Origin of the sequence: Aldersonia kunmingensis (assembly GCF_001646865.1) — a bacterium.
GTDB lineage: Bacteria > Actinomycetota > Actinomycetes > Mycobacteriales > Mycobacteriaceae > Aldersonia > Aldersonia kunmingensis.
The window spans coordinates 1-18079 of record NZ_LRRB01000197.1; the positions used below are offsets into that span (position 1 = coordinate 1).

The 18079-nt window shown below is 65.5% G+C and carries 16 protein-coding genes; 7 read left to right on the forward strand and 9 right to left on the reverse strand.

Annotated elements, in window-relative coordinates; genetic code table 11:
* The 4 genes from A8G08_RS14855 to tgt form a co-directional block, all read left to right on the forward strand.
* Nucleotides 1-1329: MMPL family transporter (locus A8G08_RS14855; protein ID WP_157108588.1), on the forward strand; the 1329-nt coding region annotated here is incomplete at its 5' end.
* A gap of 158 nt (nucleotides 1330-1487) precedes the next feature.
* Nucleotides 1488-3221 carry an ABC transporter ATP-binding protein gene (locus A8G08_RS14860; protein ID WP_068275397.1) on the forward strand — a complete coding sequence of 578 codons (1734 nt, stop codon included), beginning with the start codon at nucleotides 1488-1490 and terminating at the stop codon, nucleotides 3219-3221.
* Nucleotides 3218-5140: an ABC transporter ATP-binding protein gene (locus tag A8G08_RS14865; RefSeq protein ID WP_068275399.1), complete on the forward strand. Its 1923-nt coding sequence runs from the start codon at nucleotides 3218-3220 to the stop codon at nucleotides 5138-5140. The genes A8G08_RS14860 and A8G08_RS14865 overlap by 4 nt, the downstream gene beginning before the upstream one ends.
* 1 nt (nucleotide 5141) lies before the next feature.
* A complete protein-coding gene (gene tgt / locus A8G08_RS14870) occupies nucleotides 5142-6407 on the forward strand; it encodes a tRNA guanosine(34) transglycosylase Tgt (protein ID WP_068275400.1) in 1266 nt (421 codons plus the stop codon).
* 40 nt (nucleotides 6408-6447) lie between these two features.
* Here tgt and A8G08_RS14875 read toward each other — a convergent pair whose 3' ends face one another.
* On the reverse strand, nucleotides 6448-7380 hold the full coding sequence (locus A8G08_RS14875; RefSeq protein WP_068275408.1) for an SMP-30/gluconolactonase/LRE family protein: 933 nt from the start codon (nucleotides 7378-7380) through the stop codon (nucleotides 6448-6450).
* Nucleotides 7381-7417: 37 nt separating this feature from the next.
* On the reverse strand, nucleotides 7418-8953 hold the full coding sequence (locus A8G08_RS14880; protein ID WP_068275411.1) for a class I adenylate-forming enzyme family protein: 1536 nt from the start codon (nucleotides 8951-8953) through the stop codon (nucleotides 7418-7420).
* A gap of 192 nt (nucleotides 8954-9145) precedes the next feature.
* Here A8G08_RS14880 and A8G08_RS14885 point away from each other — a divergent pair, with 192 nt between their 5' ends.
* Nucleotides 9146-10030 (forward strand): hydroxymethylglutaryl-CoA lyase, encoded by an 885-nt coding sequence (locus A8G08_RS14885; RefSeq protein WP_068275413.1) that lies wholly within the window; start codon nucleotides 9146-9148, stop codon nucleotides 10028-10030.
* On the opposite strand, the gene A8G08_RS14890 is transcribed toward A8G08_RS14885, so the two are convergent.
* On the reverse strand, nucleotides 9956-10729 hold the full coding sequence (locus A8G08_RS14890) for a GntR family transcriptional regulator (RefSeq protein ID WP_068275415.1): 774 nt from the start codon (nucleotides 10727-10729) through the stop codon (nucleotides 9956-9958). The two genes, A8G08_RS14885 and A8G08_RS14890, sit on opposite strands and share 75 nt — an antisense overlap.
* Nucleotides 10730-10862: 133 nt before the next feature.
* Between A8G08_RS14890 and A8G08_RS14895 the strand changes: the two genes are divergently transcribed.
* Together A8G08_RS14895 and A8G08_RS14900 are read left to right on the forward strand one after the other, a co-directional pair.
* Nucleotides 10863-12074, forward strand: coding sequence for a CaiB/BaiF CoA transferase family protein (locus A8G08_RS14895; protein WP_068275418.1), 1212 nt, complete (start codon nucleotides 10863-10865; stop codon nucleotides 12072-12074).
* Nucleotides 12075-12194: 120 nt separating this feature from the next.
* Nucleotides 12195-12668: a carboxymuconolactone decarboxylase family protein gene (locus tag A8G08_RS14900; RefSeq protein ID WP_068275421.1), complete on the forward strand. Its 474-nt coding sequence runs from the start codon at nucleotides 12195-12197 to the stop codon at nucleotides 12666-12668.
* Nucleotides 12669-12772: 104 nt separating this feature from the next.
* On the opposite strand, the gene A8G08_RS14905 is transcribed toward A8G08_RS14900, so the two are convergent.
* From A8G08_RS14905 to A8G08_RS14930, 6 genes are read right to left on the reverse strand one after another with little or no spacing between them, the layout of a single operon-like run.
* The gene (locus A8G08_RS14905) at nucleotides 12773-13405 is read right to left on the reverse strand and encodes an FMN-binding negative transcriptional regulator (protein WP_068275423.1); all 633 of its coding nucleotides are present in this window, start codon (nucleotides 13403-13405) and stop codon (nucleotides 12773-12775) included.
* A 5-nt stretch (nucleotides 13406-13410) separates the two neighbouring features.
* Entirely contained in the window at nucleotides 13411-14175 is a 765-nt protein-coding gene (locus A8G08_RS14910) for a queuosine precursor transporter (protein WP_245672838.1), read from the reverse strand.
* Nucleotides 14176-14184: 9 nt separating this feature from the next.
* Nucleotides 14185-15090 carry a tRNA glutamyl-Q(34) synthetase GluQRS gene (gluQRS, locus tag A8G08_RS14915; RefSeq protein ID WP_068275424.1) on the reverse strand — a complete coding sequence of 302 codons (906 nt, stop codon included), beginning with the start codon at nucleotides 15088-15090 and terminating at the stop codon, nucleotides 14185-14187.
* Nucleotides 15091-15145: 55 nt separating this feature from the next.
* The gene (locus A8G08_RS14920; protein ID WP_068275426.1) at nucleotides 15146-16513 is read right to left on the reverse strand and encodes a phosphotransferase; all 1368 of its coding nucleotides are present in this window, start codon (nucleotides 16511-16513) and stop codon (nucleotides 15146-15148) included.
* Entirely contained in the window at nucleotides 16504-17688 is a 1185-nt protein-coding gene (locus A8G08_RS14925) for an acyl-CoA dehydrogenase family protein (RefSeq protein ID WP_068275429.1), read from the reverse strand. The genes A8G08_RS14920 and A8G08_RS14925 overlap by 10 nt, the downstream gene beginning before the upstream one ends.
* Complete coding sequence (locus tag A8G08_RS14930; RefSeq protein WP_068275432.1) at nucleotides 17688-18077, reverse strand: nuclear transport factor 2 family protein; 390 nt, start codon at nucleotides 18075-18077, stop codon at nucleotides 17688-17690. The genes A8G08_RS14925 and A8G08_RS14930 overlap by 1 nt, the downstream gene beginning before the upstream one ends.
* Nucleotides 18078-18079 lie beyond the last annotated feature (2 nt).

Sequence of the window (18079 nt, forward strand, 5' to 3'; positions counted from 1 at the left end):
CTGTCGGATATGGGTGCGGCTGCGGCGTTCACCGTGTTGATCGCGGTGCTCATCGCTCTGACCCTGCTGCCCGCAGTGCTCGGCCTGTTCGGCCGCAAGGCGTTCGCCGGCAAGGTGCCGTTCGTGAAGTCGCGCGACTTCGAGGGTGGGGCGAGCGAAGCGACGGGGAATGGATCCGACAGCGAAACCGGCACCGCGGCGCACCGCTTCGCCCGGCTGCTCACCCGCAAGCCCGTAATGTTCCTCACCGCCGGCGTGCTGCTGCTCGGCCTGTTCGCCATCCCGGCGACGCAGCTCGCGCTCGCGCTGCCGAACGAGTCGACCGGTGACCCCGCGACCAGCTCGCGTCAGGCCTACGACCTGATCGACCGCGGCTTCGGTGAGGGCAAGAACGGTCCGCTGCTTGTGGTTGCCGACGCACAGCACGCGACGGTTCCCGCTCAGGAAGCCTTCGACAAGGTGATCGCCACCATCGAGCGTCAGGACGACGTGGCGAACGCGCAGATCGGCGCAGTCAACAGGGCGGGCGACACCGCGCAGATTCTGGTGACGCCGAAGAGTGGCCCGACCAGCGACGCCACCAAGCAGCTCGTGCAGGACCTGCGCAACGCCGAAGGTGAGCTGCACTCGAACTTCGCGGTGTCCTATGGCGTGACCGGTCAGACCGCGATGGAGATCGACATCTCCAAGACGCTCCAGGACGCACTGGTGCCGTACCTCGCGGTGGTCGTCGGACTGGCGTTCCTGCTGTTGATGCTGGTGTTCCGCTCGATCTTGGTGCCGCTCACCGCGACGCTCGGCTTCCTGCTCAGCGTCGGCGCGACGTTCGGCGCGACCGTGGCGATCTTCCAGGAGGGCTGGGGCGGCATCATCAGCAACCCGCAGCCGATCGTGAGCTTCATGCCGATCTTCCTCATCGGTGTGGTGTTCGGCCTGGCGATGGATTACCAGGTGTTCCTGGTCAGCCGGATGCGCGAGGAGTATGCGCACGGCATGTCGGCCAAGGACGCGGTGGTCGCCGGATACGGGCACGGCGCCCGAGTGGTCACTGCGGCCGCGGTGATCATGATGTCGGTGTTCGCGGCGTTCATGGCGGAACCGGACTCGTTCGTGAAGGCGATGGGCTTCGCCCTCGCGGCGGCGGTGTTCTTCGACGCCTTCGTCGTGCGGATGGTCATCATCCCGTCGCTGATGGCGTTGCTCGGCGACAAGGCCTGGTGGCTGCCGCAGTGGCTGGACCGCCTGCTGCCGAATGTCGATGTCGAGGGCGCCAAGCTCGAGGAGCGCTATCCGCGCGACGAGAGTCGGGAGCTCGAACCGGCTCGGTAGGCCTGCGCCGCATACCCTCTGGCGATCCGCATACGCAGTTGCGTATGCGGATCGCCTTTTGGGTGCGCAGTGGTGGCTATTCGCGGGATGCCCGCCGGTGGTTACTCGCCGGTATGCGCGTGAGTCGCGTCAGCAGCCGCAGGTAGTCTTCGATCACCATGTTGACCAGGCTGCTCCGCACGTTTCTATTTCCATATCGCGCACTGCTGACCGGTGTGGTGCTGCTGCAGCTGGTGGCCGTCATCGCGTCGCTGTACCTACCCAGCCTGAATGCCGACATCATCGACAACGGCGTCACCAAGGGAGATATCGAATACATCTGGAAGACGGGGCTGGTGATGCTCGCCGTCTCGCTGGTCCAGATCGTCTGTTCGGCAGTCTCGGTGTTTCTCGGCTCGCGTGCCGCGATGGCCGCGGGCCGCGATATGCGTGGGGCGCTGCTGCACCAGGTCGGCACGTTCTCCGCGCGGGAGGTCGGCTACTTCGGCGCGCCTTCCCTGATCACTCGCAACACCAACGACGTCCAACAGGTGCAGCTGCTCATCGTGATGAGCTGCACGATCCTCGTGATGGCGCCGATCATGTGCGTCGGCGGCATCATCATGGCGCTGCGCGAAGACCTGGACCTGTCCTGGATTCTGTTGTTGGCGGTGCCTGCGCTCGGGCTGTCGATGGCGCTCATCATCGCCCGCATGGTGCCCGGCTTCCGGATGATGCAGACCAAGCTCGACGCGGTGAACCGCGTGCTGCGCGAACAGATCACCGGCATCCGCGTGATCCGCGCCTTCGTCCGCGAGCGCGAAGAGGTGTGGCGCTTCGGCGTTGCGAACAACGAACTCACTGATTCCGCGCTGCGGGTCGGCAAGCTTGCCGCGTTGATGTTTCCGATCGTGATGATGATCAGCAACGTCACCAGCGTGGCCGTGATCTGGTTCGGTGGTCAGCACATCGACAACGGAACGATGGAGATCGGTTCGCTGACCGCGTTGCTCAGCTACATCATGCAGATCCTGATGTCGGTCATCATGGCCTCGTTCTTGGCGATGATGGCGCCGCGCGCGGCGGTCTGCGCCGATCGCATCTCCGAGGTGCTCGACACCGAATCGTCCGTGCGCGCACCCGAGCGGCCCGAGCCCTTCGTCGAGGATCCGGGCATCGTCGAGCTGCGCGCGGCCGAGTTCAGCTACCCGGGTGCCGAGGAACCGGTGCTGGAGGCGGTGAGCCTCCGTGCCGAACCGGGCAAGACCACCGCCATCATCGGCTCGACCGGGTCCGGCAAGAGCACACTGCTGAACTTGATTCCGCGGCTCGTCGACGCCACGGCAGGCAGAGTGCTCGTCGGCGGAACCGATGTACGCGAGCTCGACCTGGACCTGCTGCGTTCACAGATCGCGGTCGTTCCGCAGAAGCCCTACCTCTTCTCGGGCACCATCGCGACCAACCTGCGCTACGGCAACCCAGACGCCACTGACGAGGACCTGTGGCGATGTCTGGAGATCGCGCAGGCCGCCGATTTTGTTCGGGAGATGCCGCAGGGACTCGACACCCCGGTCTCACAGGGCGGCACCACAGTGTCCGGCGGGCAGCGGCAGCGCCTCGCCATCGCCAGGGCGCTGGTGAAATCCCCAAGGGTCTATCTGTTCGATGACTCGTTCTCCGCGCTCGATCTCGCCACCGACGCTCGGCTGCGGCAAGCGCTGGCACCGGTCACCTCTGATGCCTGCGTGATCATCGTCGCCCAGCGCGTGTCCACGATCCGTGAGGCCGACCAGATCATCGTGCTCGAGGATGGCGCTGTGGTTGGGCTCGGTCACCACGATCAACTCATTGCAGAATGCCCCACGTATGCCGAGATCGTCGATTCCCAGCTCGCGGCGGAGGATGCCCGATGACCCGCCCCGGTGGCGCAGTGCCCAATCCCGGTGCGCCGGGACAGAAGGCGAAATCGTTCAAGCCCTCCGTCAGGCGTTTGGTGAGCCAGCTCGCGCCGGAACGGGTCAGGGTAGGCATCATCGTCGCACTCGCCGTAGTGAGCGTGGTGCTGACGATCGTGGGTCCGTACCTGCTCGGCCAGGCGACGAACGTGATCTTCGACGGCGTTGTCGGCAAGCAGTTGCCCGCGGGGGTCTCCAAGGAACAGGCCATCGAGGGGTTGCGGGCCGACGGCCAGGACACCCAGGCCGACATGTTGTCGAGCATGGACGTAATCCCCGGCACCGGAATCGATTTCGACAAAGTCGGCAAGATTCTGATGCTGGCCCTGTTGCTCTACATTGCCAGCTCGATTTTCGGCTGGCTGCAGGCGTATCTGCTGAACTCGGTCATCCAGCGGACGATCCGGCGGATGCGCACCGACATCGAGGCGAAGCTTCACCGGCTCCCGCTGAGCTACTTCGACAATTCGCCGCGTGGTGACGTGCTCAGCCGGGTCACCAACGACGTCGACAACATGTCGCAGGGCCTTCAGCAGACCGTGAGCCAGCTGCTCATGTCCGTGCTCACCGTGATCGGCATCCTCGGCATGATGATCTGGATCTCGCCGCTGCTGGCCTTGATCTCCATCCTCACGGTGCCGGTCGCGGTCGTGGTGACCGCGCAGATCGCGAAGCGGTCGAAGCCGCATTTCGTCAACCAGTGGAAGTACACCGGTGCGTTGAACGCGCAGATCGAAGAGGCCTACACCGGGCATGAACTGGTCAAGGCGTTCGGCCGCGGACCGGAAGTCGAGCGGGCGTTCGACAAGCGCAACGAAGAGCTTTTCCAGGCCAGCTACCGTGCACAGTTCATCTCCGGTCTGATCATGCCGACGATGATGTTCGTCGGAAATATCAACTACGTGCTGGTCGCGGTGGTGGGCGGACTTCGCGTCGCGTCCGGATCGCTGTCGCTGGGCGAGGTGCAGGCTTTCATTCAGTACTCGCGCCAGTTCACGCAGCCGCTCACCCAGATCGGCTCGATGGTCAATCTGCTGCAGTCGGCGGTCGCGTCGGCGGAGCGGCTGTTCGAGATCCTCGATGCCGAGGAGCAGTCGCCGGACCCGGACCGCGAACTCCGCGCCGCGGCCGAATTGGGCCGGGTCGAATTCGAGCGTGTCTCGTTCCGCTATGTCGAGGACCGGCCGCTTATCGAGGACCTCTCGCTGGTCGCCGAGCCCGGCCAGGTGGTTGCGATCGTCGGCCCGACCGGCGCCGGCAAGACCACGCTGGTGAACCTGCTGATGCGCTTCTATGAGGTCGATTCCGGCACGATCAGCGTCGACGGGGTGCCGATCGACGCGATGAGCCGCGACCACCTGCGCTCCCAGATCGGCATGGTGTTGCAGGACACCTGGCTCTTCGGCGGCACCATCCGCCAGAACATCGCCTATGGAGATCCGCTCGCAAGCGAGGACGAGATCATCGCGGCCGCGCGTGCTGCGTATGTCGACCGGTTCGTCCATCAGCTGCCGGACGGCTACGACACTGTGATCGACGAGGAGGGCTCCGGGGTCAGTGCCGGCGAGAAGCAGCTCATCACGATTGCGCGCGCATTCCTCGCGAAGCCGTCCATCCTGATCCTCGATGAGGCAACGAGTTCGGTTGATACCCGTACCGAGTTGCTGGTGCAGCACGCGACCGCCGCGCTGCGCTCCGAGCGCACCGCGTTCGTCATCGCACACCGGCTCTCCACGATCCGGGACGCGAATCTCATCGTGGTGATGGAGCAGGGGCGCATCGTGGAGCAGGGCACGCACGCAGAGTTGCTCGAGGTACGCGGCGCGTACTTCAGGCTCTACAACAGCCAGTTCGTCGGCGCAGCTGTCGAGGCGTGAGATGACTCAACCGACACAGACGCAGGACGACCGCGCTCGGATCGGGTTCACCATCGGTGCCCGCCTCGACGGCCGGCACGGCCGCAGCGGCGTGATCGATACGCCGCACGGCGAAATCCGTACGCCCGCTTTCATTCCCGTCGGCACCCAAGCCACGGTGAAGGCGGTGCTGCCGGAGACGATGCGCGAGCACGGTGCGCAGGCGGTACTGGCCAACGCCTATCACCTGTACCTCCGGCCCGGCCCGGACATCATCGATGAGGCGGGTGGGCTCGGCGCGTTCATGAACTGGCCCGGCCCGAGCTTCACTGACAGCGGTGGCTTCCAGGTGATGTCCCTCGGGGTGGGGTTCAAGAAGGTCCTGGCGATGGAATCCGTTGGCGTGCAGAACGATGACGTCATCGCCAAGGGCAAGGAGCGCCTCGCCAAGGTGGACGACGACGGCGTCACGTTCAAGTCGCATCTCGACGGGTCCCGGCATCGGTTTACTCCCGAGGTGTCGATGCAGATCCAGCATCAGCTCGGCGCGGACATCATCTTCGCTTTCGACGAACTGACCACATTGCTGAATACCCGTGGCTACCAAGAACGTTCGGTGCAGCGCACGCACGAGTGGGCGCAGCGCTGCCTCGACGAGCACGTCCGGCTCACCACGAAGCGCGTACACCGCCCGCGGCAGGCCCTTTTCGGCGTCATTCAGGGTGCGCAGTACGAGGACCTGCGGCGCAAGGCATGCCGCGGCTTGAGTGAGCTGGTCGGCCCGGACGGCGAGGGGTTCGCCGGGTATGGCATCGGTGGCGCACTGGAGAAGCACAACCTCGGCACGATCGTGGGCTGGTGCAGCGACGAACTGCCGGAGGACAAGCCGCGGCACATGCTCGGAATCAGCGAGCCTGAGGATGTTTTTGTCGCGGTGGAGAACGGCGCGGACACCTTCGACTGCGTGAACCCGTCCCGCGTGGCGCGTAATGCCGCGGTGTACACACTCGATGGTCGGTACAACGTCGACACCAGTCGCTGCAAGCGGGATTTCACGCCGATCGACGCCGAATGTGATTGCTACACCTGCGCGAATTACACGAAGGCCTACCTGCATCACCTGTTCAAGGCCAAGGAGATGGTGGCGTCCACGTTGTGCACGATCCACAACGAACGCTTCACAATCCGGCTGGTCGACGAGATTCGCGCGAGCATCGACGGCGGCTATTTCGACGAGTTCAAAGCGCAAACGCTCGGCCGGTGGCAGCCCAGGAAGAAGTTCACCTAGGCCGCCACCGTCGAACGTCTGTGGATCGTGCGCGCGTCGATCAGTTGGTCTGGTTGTTGAGCGTGAGACCCGCTCGCGGCCAGTCGAATCGGAGTAGCTTTCCGGTGCTCGACGCCGTGACGTAGGCCGTGCGCATGTCGGGACCTCCCCAGCAGATGTTCGTGATGCCGGGGTCGCCATCTGAATCGATGGCGACGAACTCGACCAACTCGCCGTCCGGGCTGATTACGCAGATGCCGGGTGTGGCCAGTGATGCGACGCAGATGTTGCCGTCGGCCTCGACACCGAGCGAGTCGAAGTAGCGGAAGTCGGGCGAGGCATAGAGGAAGTTGCCACCGCCGGAGCCGGCGAGGGTGCGGCCGCCGACGAGCTCACCCGGACCGGTGACGTCCCACCACCAGACGCGCGCGGTGTAGGTCTCGCTGACGTAGAGGCGTGTGCCGTCGGGGGAGAGGCCGATTCCGTTGGGGCCGTTCATTTCCGAGGCGACAAGGCGGATGGACGAACCGTCGCTGGTGCCGTAGTAGACACGGCCGTGATCGGTACCTTGGCTGGTGGACTTGCCGTGGTCGGTGAAGTAGAAGCCGCCGTGCGCGTCGAAGACGATGTCATTCGGGCCGCGGAGGGAGGTACCGTCGCATTCGGTGTAGAGCGTCTCGACCTTGCCGGTTTCGAGGTCGACGGCCTGAATGCTGCCGCCGGTGTAGTCGTCCGGGGTGCCGCCGGCGAAGACGTAGCCGTACGCTTCGGTGGCGTTCATCCCTCCGCAGTTGGCGATGTACACGCGACCGTCGGGGCCGATCGCGGCACCGTTGGGGCCGCCGCCGACTTCGGCGACCACCGTGTTGGTGCCGTCAGGGCTGACTCGGGTGAGCGTGCCGCGGTGGATTTCGACAACCAGAGCGTCGCCGTTGGGCAGGGCCACCGGGCCCTCGGGGAATTTCAATCCGGTCGTAGCGACGGTGAAAGACATAGGGGTTCTCCTTGGTTCGTGCGCTTGGCGCGTGGACTCAGTCGGTTGCGAACTGGTCGCGCAGGACGTTCTTGCGGATCTTGCCGCTGACGGTTTGGGGCATCTCGTCTACGAAGATGACCTTGCGGGGCTGCTTGAAGGCTGCGAGTTGCGACTTGCAGCTGCTGACGACACCCTCGGCGGTCAGCTCGGTGCCTGGCTTGCGGACGACGACGGCAGTCACGACTTCGCCCCACTTTTCGTCGGGCGTTCCGATGACCGCCGCACCGAGGACGTCGGGGTTGGTGTAGATCGCGTTCTCGACCTCGCTGGAGTACACGTTCTCGCCGCCGGAAATGATCATGTCCTTGGCGCGATCGACGATGTAGAGGAAGCCCTCCTCGTCCTGACGTGCCAGGTCGCCGGTGTGGAACCAGCCGCCCTTGAATGCTTCGGCGGTCGCCTCGGGATTGCCGAAGTAGCCCTTGGTCACCTGGTCACCCTGGACGACGATCTCGCCGATTTCACCTATCGCGCAGTCGTTTCCGCTCGGATCGACGACGCGGGTATCGACGAGGGACATCGGCTTGCCGACGGCGTCGAGCAGGTGTTCTTCGCCCGCGGCCGCCCGGACGTGCGCAGCTTTGTCGAGCGTGAGCATGTTGCCGCCGAGTTCGGTCATGCCCATGCCTGCGTAGACGATGGGCCCGAACCGATCGATGGTGTGGCGCAGCACATCAGCGGGAATCTTCGACGCCCCGTAGCCCATCCACTCCAGGCTGCTGAGGTCGTAATCGTTGATCTTGGGGTGGGAGAGCAGCATCTGCATCATGGTCGGCGCGAAGCCACCGCTGGTGACACGGTTTTCCTGTACCAACTGCATCCACCGCTCGGGATCCCAGCCCGACATCATCAGCACCGTGCCGCCGTGGAACTGGTGCAGCGGGGTCAGGTAGCCGGCAATGTGGCACAGCGGCATAGCGTTGAGGAAGCAGGTATCCGGCGTCGGGTCGTAGGCAATTGCCGACTGGATAATCGCCGTGTTGAGGTTGCGGTGGGTCAGCCGGGCGCCCTTGGGCTTGCCGGTGGTTCCACTGGTGTACATGAGCCACGCATCGTCGTCATCGCTGATCTCCAGCACAGGGACAGCGGTCGATGCGGACCCGAGGACGCTCTCGTAGGTCGTGAAACCCGTTGTCTCCTCGCCGATTACGACGATGTGCTCGACAGTCGTGAGTTCGGAGCGGTAGTCGGCGATCGCCTCGAGGTACTTCGCTTCCACAATCAGCACGCGGGCCCCGGAGTCGTTAAGGATCCAGACCCATTCCTTGGGGTGCAACCGGAAGTTGAGCAGGGTCAGGACCATGCCGGCGGTCGGGACACCGTAGTAAGCCTCGATGTACTCCAGGTTGTTCTCCGACAGCAGGGCCACTCGGTCACCCGGTGCCGCGAGACCGCTCAACCCGTTGGCCAGGCGCAGGGCGCGTTGGTGAAGCTCGGCGTAGGTCCGAGCGTCGGAGCCATCGTCCATGGCGAGCGCGGTCCGCTGGGGGAAACGAGCGGCGTTCCGCCGCAGAAGGTCGCTGTAAAGCATGTGGGGCTCCAGTCAGCACGAGGCCTATTGGGTGTGGATTGCACACAATCTATCGTGTGAGTGCCGAGGATCACAAGTCCCGGTGTGGATTCAGCTCGGCGGCCAAGGCTAGGCGGAGTGAGTTGTATACAATAATGCGGTGGGATCCGCTGAGGATTCGTCGAACAGACAGTGCGATGGAAGGGATGCGCGGTGGAAATCGTTGAGGTGAGCCCCCGCGACGGGCTGCAGAACGAGGCGGTGCACGTCTCGACTGCCGACAAGATCGCGTTGATCGAGCGTGCGATCGCCTCCGGATTGCGCCGCATCGAGGCAACCAGCTTTGTGCACCCGACTGCGGTGCCGCAGATGGCCGATGCCGAGGCCGTCATGGCCGGGGTACCGCGCCGCGCCGACGTCTCCTACAGCGGCCTCGTACTCAATCGCCGCGGTTTCGATCGTGCGGTGGCGGCGGGCGTTGACGAGGTGAACTTCGTCGTCGTGGCGTCGGAAACCTTCAGCCAACGCAACCAGCGAATGTCGGTCGCGGACTCGGTACAAACGGTGCGCGACCATGCCGCCGATGCCCGTGCTGCCGGTATCGGGGTGTCGGTCACGATTGCCACAGCATTCGGTTGTCCGTTCGAGGGGGAGGTTCCCGACTCCGCGGTCCTTGCCCTGGCCGGGCAGGTGGCCGACCTGGGCGTGGACGAGATCGCGCTGGCCGACACGATCGGGGTCGGGGTGCCGTCCCAGGTCGCTCGACTGGTCGCGGGAACCGCCGCGGCCGCGCCGGGAATTCGGCTGCGCGGGCACTTCCACAACACCCGCAACACCGGCTACGCGAACGCGGTCGCCGCACTCGACGCGGGGGTGACGGTGCTGGACTCCTCGATCGGCGGGATCGGCGGGTGCCCCTTCGCGCCGGACGCCACCGGCAACATCGCGACCGAGGATCTGGTCTATCTCCTTGACCGCAGTGGTATCGCCTCGGGCGCCCGGCTGCCGGAATTGATCGAGGCGTCAGACTGGCTCGGCGGGGTGCTCGGCGCTCAGGTCCCCGGGCAGCTTGCCCGCGCCGGCGGCTTCCCGGGCTGAGACGCCGAACAGTTCGTCCACCCCGTCGCTGCTGGTCGCCGCGAGGTGGGCGAGGAGCACGTCGCGGCCCTGCAGGACGTGCTCGTACATCAGGGCCGATGCCCGGCGTCCGTCTCCGGCGACGATCGCGTCGCGAATCAGCTGGTGGAACAGGTGTGAGCGCTCGGTTTGGGCGTGGTCGTATTGGCGGAATGCCTGGAAGACCAACGGAACATCGGTGGTGCGTTCGAGTAGCCGGCTCAGCCGCTCGTGCTCGGCACCGGCGACGATCGCCCCATGGATCCGGCTGTTCGCGGTGTCAACGGCCCGCACACGATCGATCATGTCCGCCGGTGGCGCTGTGAGAGCGAGCGCGAAAGCCTCGATCCCCGCGTCGAGTTTTTCCAGCGTGGCGTGGTCGATGCGCTCGGCGGCCAATTCGGCGGCGTAGGCCTCGAGGCGGGCGCGAAGTCCGTACGTGTCCGACACATCCGCCATCGACACGGTGCGAACGATGGATCCACGGTTGGGTTCGCTGCGGACCAGTCCCTCGGCCTCGAGTCGCCTGAGAGCCTCGCGGATGGGAGTCCGGGACAGCGAGAACTCCTCGGCGATCCTTTGTTCGATCAGGCGCTGACCGGGCTTGTAGCGCCCTTCGACGATCGCCTGCCGAATCTGCGAGTAGGCCACCTGGCCCGGTGCCTGCGGTGTGGTTGCCACGCTGCCTCTTTGGTGTGTGCGGATTCGATTTACGGGCAAGCCTAGCCCGCTAGCTCTGCCATCTTTGTATGCAGAATGTGCCAATTATGGCACTTAACGGTGAAGAAGTGCGATAATTGCGTACAATCGACGCATGGCTACGACTCTTGGCCCCCTCGGCGGCCTGCGCGTGATCGAACTGGGAAGCTTCATCGCCGGCCCCTTCGCGGGCCAGCTCCTGGGTGATTACGGCGCCGAGGTGGTCAAGATCGAGGCGCCGGGATCCGGCGATTCGATGCGGCGATGGGGTATCACGGTTGAGGGCGAAAGCCTGTGGTGGCCCTCCATCGCCCGGAACAAGAAGTCGGTGGCGATCGACCTGCGCCAACCCGAGGGCCGGGAGCTGATTCGAAAGCTCGTCGCCGAAGCCGACATCGTCCTCGAAAACTTCAGGCCCGGCACCCTCGCAAAGTGGGGCCTGGACTATCCGGCCCTCTCAGCGATCAACCCGAAGATCATTCTCGTGCACGTCTCGGGGTTCGGTCAGGACGGGCCACGCGCGACCGACGCCGGTTTCGGCAGCGTCGGCGAGGCGATGGGCGGCATTCGGCATACGACCGGCAATCCCGAGCTGCCCCCGACCCGGACCGGCATCAGCCTCGGCGATTCCCTGGCCGCCCTTTTCGCCGTGATCGGAACGCTCGCGGCGGTCCACGAACGTTCGGTCAGCGGCCGTGGCCAAGAAGTGGACGTGGCGATCTACGAGGCAGTGGCCGCTTTGATGGAATCGACGATGGCCGACCACGAGATCGGCGGAGTGACCCGTGGGCGTACCGGATCGGTGCTGCCTCGCGTCGCTCCGTCGAATGTGTATCCGACGTCGGATGGGGCCGAGGTGCTGATTGCGGCCAACGCGGACAACGTCTTCCGCAGGCTCTGCACCGCCATGGGTCGAACCGAGCTGGCGGATGATCCACGATTCGCCGAACACGGTCCGCGAGGCGAGAACATGGCCGAGATCGACGCGCTCATCAGTGAGTGGACAGCAACGATGACCTCCGACCTGCTGTTGAAGACGATGGAGGACAACGGCGTTCCCGCCGGCCGCATTTACACCGCCCCGGACATGCTCGCCGATCCGCACTACGCGGCGCGGAACATGGTGGTGCGCCTCGTCAACCAGTTCGGTGTGGCCGTCCCCGCCACCGGCGTCGTACCCAAGTTCTCCCGGTCCAGGCCCGAGACCCCTGTTCCTGGCCCGGGCCTCGGTGAGCACACCCGCGAGATTCTCGCCGAACTCGCAGGCATCGACGACAGCCGATGGGCTGACTTGCAGTCGGCTGGTGTCGCTACTGGAGTCGAATAGCTGACACCTTTGTCGTCTGGGGGCCAGTCTCTGCGTGACCTGGATCACGGTCACGCCGCGTCACGTCCCGACCGCCCACCTCGTCTTCCTTGTGTAGCCACCTAGAGCAAGGAGAGATCGATGGAACCGCGAATCGACGTGTTCAACAACGCAGTTGCCGGCGCCTTCGTCAAGCGACTGAACGCCGCGAGCCGGGTCGTCGTCGAATCGTCGCTGCCGCGCAGCATCGCGCATCTGGTCGAGCTTCGGGCCAGTCAAATCAACGGCTGCGGGTTCTGCACCGACATGCACAGCAAGGACGCGGCAGCGGCCGGCGAGACCGCTCAGCGCCTGAATCTTGTTGCGGCCTGGCGTGAGGCGACTGTGTTCACCGAACCAGAGCGTGCCGCTTTGGCGCTGGCGGAGGAGGGCACCCGGATCGCCGATGCGGCGGGCGGGGTCAGCGACGACACCTGGGATCAGGTGCGCAAGCATTTCGACGATGAGCAGATCGGCGCGCTGATTTCGCTTGTCGCGCTGATCAATACCTACAACCGGCTCAATGTGATCGTGAAGATGCCGGCCGGCAGCTACGAACCGGGCATGTTCGGCTGAACAAGCCATGTCGCGCACGTTTTGCGGCCACCGCGCACGCCCCGGCGTGCGCGGTGACGCGCATTGGTGCGCGTTGATAGCGGGGATGCACCCGGCGGGTGCGGCTATCGGGATCGGTCGCGGTTTGCGGCACGCACTGCCGCCGCCACGTCCGGCTCGCCCGCCGCACTGAGTCCGGCGACCACGCCGTCCACGTCACCGGCGGGCCTGTTCTGGCTGAGTTTGAATTTGGCCTGGATCCGGGTGATTCGCAATTCGATTCCGACGATCGCCCGCAACTGCCCGGCGATGAATTTGCTCGGTGCATCGTCCACCGACCACGGCGGTTCGTTGCCGGCTTCGTGCATGTCGGTGAGGCGCCGGACCAATCCCTCGACCCACTCGGTGTCGTCGTGCACGATCAGCTCGCCGTACACGTGCGCGGTGACGTAGTTCCACGTCGGTACTACCCGATGGTGCTCGGTCTTGCGCTCGTACCAATTGGGCGAGACATACGCGTCTGGCCCACGCACGATCACCAGTGCTTCCCCGATCGGGGGCGCCTGCCACTGATCGTTGTTGCGCGCGAGATGTCCGAGCAGCGCTCCGTGCGCACCCGCGTCCGGCTCGAAAATGAACGGCAGCAAGGTCGCGACGAGTCCCGACTGGGTCGAGGTGATGAGATCGGCGGCGCCGTTGTTCGTCAGCAGTTCGGCGACCGCGTGGTCGTCCGGAACGAAATGCGCCGGTAGATACATCGCCGCTACACCGAAGCCCGATCGAGGTGCTCCGCGTAGCTCGGCTCGCGCTTCTTGAGGTAGGCGATCACCCGGTAGGTGATGGGCATGACGAGGAGCTCGACGATCGTCTTCCAGAGGAAGCCGACGATCACGTAGTTCACGAAGTCGCGCCACGTGCTGATGCCGATGGCGCCCGCCGCGATCGAGCAGAAGATCAATGTGTCGGCGAGTTCGCCGACCACGGTCGAGCCGAGCAATCGGGCCCAGAGGTGCCGTTCGTGGGTGCGCTTCTTGATGAGCACCAGTACGAATGAGTTCAGCAGCTGCCCGACGAGGTAAGCGGCCAGGCCGGCCACGACGAGGCGCGGCACCACACCGACGACAGTCTCAAAGGCTTCCTGGTTCTCGTAGAAATCGGCGGGCGGCAGTTCCACGGCGATCCAGAAGCACAGCGTCGCCAGCAGCAACGAGCCGAAACCGATCATGATCGCCCGACGGGTTGCGTAGAAGCCGTACACCTCGCTGAGCACGTCACCGAGCACGTATGCGAGCGGGAAGAGGAAGAACGCACCGTCGGTATTGATCGGCAGGATCTGCAGCGGCCCGAGGGACACGTCGGCGTCACCGAAGAACGCGACGCCCTTTGTCGCGCACACATTGGAGATGATCAACGTGGCGGTGAACAGCGCAACGATGATCGGGTAGTAGCTCTGCGCGACACGTGCGAACGCCGTGCCCGTGTCGATGCGCGCGGAGTGCTCCGCGGGGGTGTCCTTGCTGCCTTGCACCCGCCGAGTCTAGGCGGCGAAGGTCCAGGGCTCGCGCGGTAGTCGGGCCGGGTCGAAGCTTTCCAGCAGTTGGGCGGGGGTCGAGCCGTGCAATCCGAGCGACGCGGCGAGGTGCTCGAGAACGGCGGCAGGGGAGTGTCCCAAGGCCTGCTGGTCGGACAGAGTGACAGCGCCATCGCGTTTTGCGAGGCGTTTGCCCTCGGCGTTGACCGCCAGCGGCACGTGCGCGTACTCCGGCGCGGGCAGTTCGAGAAGCGATGCGAGATAGGCCTGCCGTGGACTCGACGGCAAGAGGTCGTCACCTCGTACCACCTGGTCGATGCCCTGGTCGGCGTCATCGACAACGACCGCAAGGTTGTAGGCGGGGGTGCCGTCGCCGCGTTGCAGCACCATGTCGTCGACGAGTCCGCGGTAGCGGCCGTGCAGCCGGTCGTCCACTACGAAATCCCGTACCTGCGCGCGAAGCCGCATTGCCGGCGGACGGCCCTCGCCGCGTCGCTGCGACCGCTGGGTATCGGTCAGGTTGCGGCAGGTGCCGGGGTAGGCGCCCTGCGGGGCATGCGGCGCGGACGCGGCCTGTTGGATCTCGCGCCGCGTGCAGTAGCACTCGTAGACCAGATCGGCGGCGGCGAGTCGGGCGACCGCGGCGTGGTACGCGTCGAGTCGATCGCTCTGGTGTGCCACCGGACCATCCCAGTCGATTCCGATCGCCGCGAGGTCGGCGAGTTGGCGTTCCTCGGCTCCGCGGCGAACCCGGTCGAGATCGTCCACGCGGATGAGGAATCGCCGCCCCGTGGAGCGGGCGAACAGCCAGGCGAGCAGGGCGGTACGGAGGTTGCCAAGGTGCAACTCGCCGGACGGGCTGGGAGCGAAGCGACCGGCCCCGGGTGGATTAGCCGCCGCCGCGTTGGTCATGGCGTGATTGTGCCCTGCCCGCCGGCCCCTTCGGCGGTGGGTTGGTGCGCAACTTTCAGCGGATGAAGTGGCGCGGGTTCGCCACCCGCAAGCGGGCAAGAACCGCGGTTGAAATGTCCTGGCGCACGGTGGCATCTGTGTAGGGCAGCACGCCAGACCGCAGCAGCAGAGCGAGTTCGGTCTCGGATTCGCAGCCCAGCTGACCCAGCAGCAGTTGTAGCTCCTCGTCGGCACTGTCACCGGCCGCGACTTCCCGTGCGGCAGTGCGGAGCAAATTGGCGCAGATCAGCAGTTGATAGCGCTCGCGGTCGTGACTGCCGAGTGCCGAGGCGATCTCGTCGGTGAGGGTTCCTGCGACAAGCTCGAGAATTTCGGCCAGCCGCGGCCGGTCGTGCACGGTCGGTCGCGGTGCGCGCGGCTCCGAGGCAGGCACGTCATTAAGCAGACCGAGGATGAGCAGCAGATCGTACTCGGACTCGCAGACCCGGCGCCCGATCGCGGCCAGCTCGAGCGAGTGCTCAGCACCGCTGAGGTGCCGTTCGGCCTGGAATCGGCTGAGCACCAGCCACTTCAGCGTGCCAAAGGCCTCCCACCAGTGCAGCTCGGCAGCCGATGGGCGGACGTCGGTGGCGCGCTGGTAACCGTCGAGCAGTTGTTCACGGGTGCCGAGACCGCCGACGGGCTCCGGGGCGCCGAATCGCCAGGCGCGGGTGCAGAGCCAGCCCAGGTCCTCGATCGGGTCACCGAGATGGGCCAACTCCCAGTCGAGCACGCCCTGGATGCCAGTGCTGTCGATGAGCAGGTTTCCGACACGGAAATCACCGTGTACCAAGGCATCTGCGCGCTTCGCGGGCCGGTTCTCGCGCAGCCAGCGCAATCCGACCTCTACGGCGGGCCGAGGCTCGTTCATGTCGAGGTAGATCTTCTCGATCGCATCTAGCGGATCGGTCGTGTCGAGCATGCCGAGTCCGGCCGTGTCACTGCGGTGGATGAGGCCGAGTGCGAAGCCCATGTCCTCGGCGAGATGCGTACGGATCTGCTCGAATTCGGGGTCGCGCTGCAGCTTGCGCGGCATCGCTTCGCCGTCGACCTTGTCCATCAACAGATATGGCGCGTCGATGCCGGGTGCGGTATCGCCACTGGCGAGCACGGTGGGCACGGGAACGCCCGCGACGCCAGCGGCCCGCAGGCAGGCAGCCTCGGCGCGCATCCGGTCCGCGTCGCCGTGACCGGGCGGGTCGCGACGCAGCACCACCGGGACGTGCTGTCCCTGCGCGTCGTAGGTATCGACGAGCCACGTCTGACGACTGGCGCCACCGGTGAGTTGCCTTGCCTCGCCGACGGTTACCTTACTTCCGGTCGTTGCGTTGAGCACCTCCCGAATGCCTTCTGCGAGCGACAGGGTCGCTTCGATCACCGCCATGGCGCCGCGTCCGGATTGCGCAGCAGTCGCTTTGCGGTGGACATGCGATGCACCTCGTCCGGCCCGTCGTAGACGCGGGCGTAACGGGCGTGTCGATACATACCTTCGAGTGGCGTATCGCCGGTCAGACCGAGCGCGCCGTGCACCTGAATGGCGCGGTCGACGACATTGTGCAGCATCTGGGCGCCCCAGAACTTGATCAAACCGATCTGCACGCGGGCGTCCTCACCGGCGTCCATTGCGCGAGCGGCGTCGAGCGTCATGAGCCGGTGCGCGTGGATCTCGGCCGCGGATTCTGCGATGTAGCGGTGGATTTCGCCCTTCTCCGATAGCAGCGAGCCATGCGCGTAGCGAGTATTGGCCCGCTCGCACATCAGCTCGAAGGCACGCTGCGCCTGGCCGAGCCAGCGCATGCAGTGGAAGATCCGGCCCGGGCCGAGGCGGTCCTGTGCGATGACGAAGCCCTTGCCCCGCTCGCCGAGCAGGTTCGCCGCCGGAACGCGGACATCGGTGAGTCGCACCTCGTAATGGTCGCTCGGGTCGTGGCCCATCGTCGGGATCGAGCGCACGATCTCGAATCCGGGCGTATCCGTCGGCACGATGATCGAGCTGATGCGCGAGTGCCGCGGAGTGTCCTCGGATTCGGTGCGTGCGAAGACGCTGCAATAGCCCGCGTGCGCGACACCGGTGGTGAACCACTTGTGCCCGTTGATCACCCAGGTATCACCGTCGAGTTCGGCGCGCGTCTCGATCAGGGTCGGGTCGGAGCCGGCCACGTCGGGCTCGGTCAGCCCGACCGACGGGAGGAAATCGCCGCGGACGAGCGGCGGAATCCAGCGCTGCCTCTGTTCCTCGGTGCCGTGCTTACGCAGCATGATGCAGTCCTGCATGGACACCGAACCGACGGCGAGCTGGCCGTACTCGGACCGGCCGATGACCTCGTTGAGGAACACGAAGTCCAGGAACGGAACGCCGCCACCACCAACATCGGCTGGATGGCCCAGCGCCCACAGGCCGAGTTCCTTTGCGCGCGAACGCAGAACGGTCAGTTGCTTTGCCGCTTCCTCGCCGCCGTGGTTCAGCGTCGGCTCGGCCGGGATCACCTCGTCGTCGATGAAAGTGCGCATCCGCGCACACAGTTCGGCGAGGGCTCCCTCAGGCTGGTTCGCGGTCATCAGCGCGGCCCCCGATTGGCCGCGGCGTGCTTCATGAGCGGAACGATGGCGGCCGAGTCGACGTATTCGTCGATCCGCGTGATCTGCCCGTCGACCACCTGTACGAACATTGCCGCAGGCACTTCGAGTGGCCCGTGTCCGGGCAGATCGGCGCGCAGGACGTGCTGCTGTGCGAAGCCATCGGGCAGCTCAGCGCGCCGGATGTCCTCGTAGCGGAAGTTCTCCAGCGTGTTGGAGAGCCAGCGAAGCACGCGGAGGTTCTCGGCAACGGTCTCCTCGATCCCGTTGTCGTTGTGCCAGATCTTGGCGTGCGGCGCGTAGAGAGTGGTGAGGGTGGCCACGTCACCGCGGCACACCGCGGCGAAGAAGCGATCGGCAATGTCGTTCATGC

Coding starts and splice junctions, on each gene's coding strand:
- A8G08_RS14860 (WP_068275397.1), top strand. CDS start 1,488: ATGTTGACCAGGCTGCTCCGCACGTTTCTATTTCCATATCGCGCACTG.
- A8G08_RS14865 (WP_068275399.1), top strand. CDS start 3,218: ATGACCCGCCCCGGTGGCGCAGTGCCCAATCCCGGTGCGCCGGGACAG.
- tgt (WP_068275400.1), top strand. CDS start 5,142: ATGACTCAACCGACACAGACGCAGGACGACCGCGCTCGGATCGGGTTC.
- A8G08_RS14875 (WP_068275408.1), bottom strand. CDS start 7,380: ATGTCTTTCACCGTCGCTACGACCGGATTGAAATTCCCCGAGGGCCCG.
- A8G08_RS14880 (WP_068275411.1), bottom strand. CDS start 8,953: ATGCTTTACAGCGACCTTCTGCGGCGGAACGCCGCTCGTTTCCCCCAG.
- A8G08_RS14895 (WP_068275418.1), top strand. CDS start 10,863: ATGGCTACGACTCTTGGCCCCCTCGGCGGCCTGCGCGTGATCGAACTG.
- A8G08_RS14900 (WP_068275421.1), top strand. CDS start 12,195: ATGGAACCGCGAATCGACGTGTTCAACAACGCAGTTGCCGGCGCCTTC.
- A8G08_RS14905 (WP_068275423.1), bottom strand. CDS start 13,405: ATGTATCTACCGGCGCATTTCGTTCCGGACGACCACGCGGTCGCCGAA.
- gluQRS (WP_068275424.1), bottom strand. CDS start 15,090: ATGACCAACGCGGCGGCGGCTAATCCACCCGGGGCCGGTCGCTTCGCT.
- A8G08_RS14920 (WP_068275426.1), bottom strand. CDS start 16,513: ATGGCGGTGATCGAAGCGACCCTGTCGCTCGCAGAAGGCATTCGGGAG.
- A8G08_RS14925 (WP_068275429.1), bottom strand. CDS start 17,688: ATGACCGCGAACCAGCCTGAGGGAGCCCTCGCCGAACTGTGTGCGCGG.
- A8G08_RS14930 (WP_068275432.1), bottom strand. CDS start 18,077: ATGAACGACATTGCCGATCGCTTCTTCGCCGCGGTGTGCCGCGGTGAC.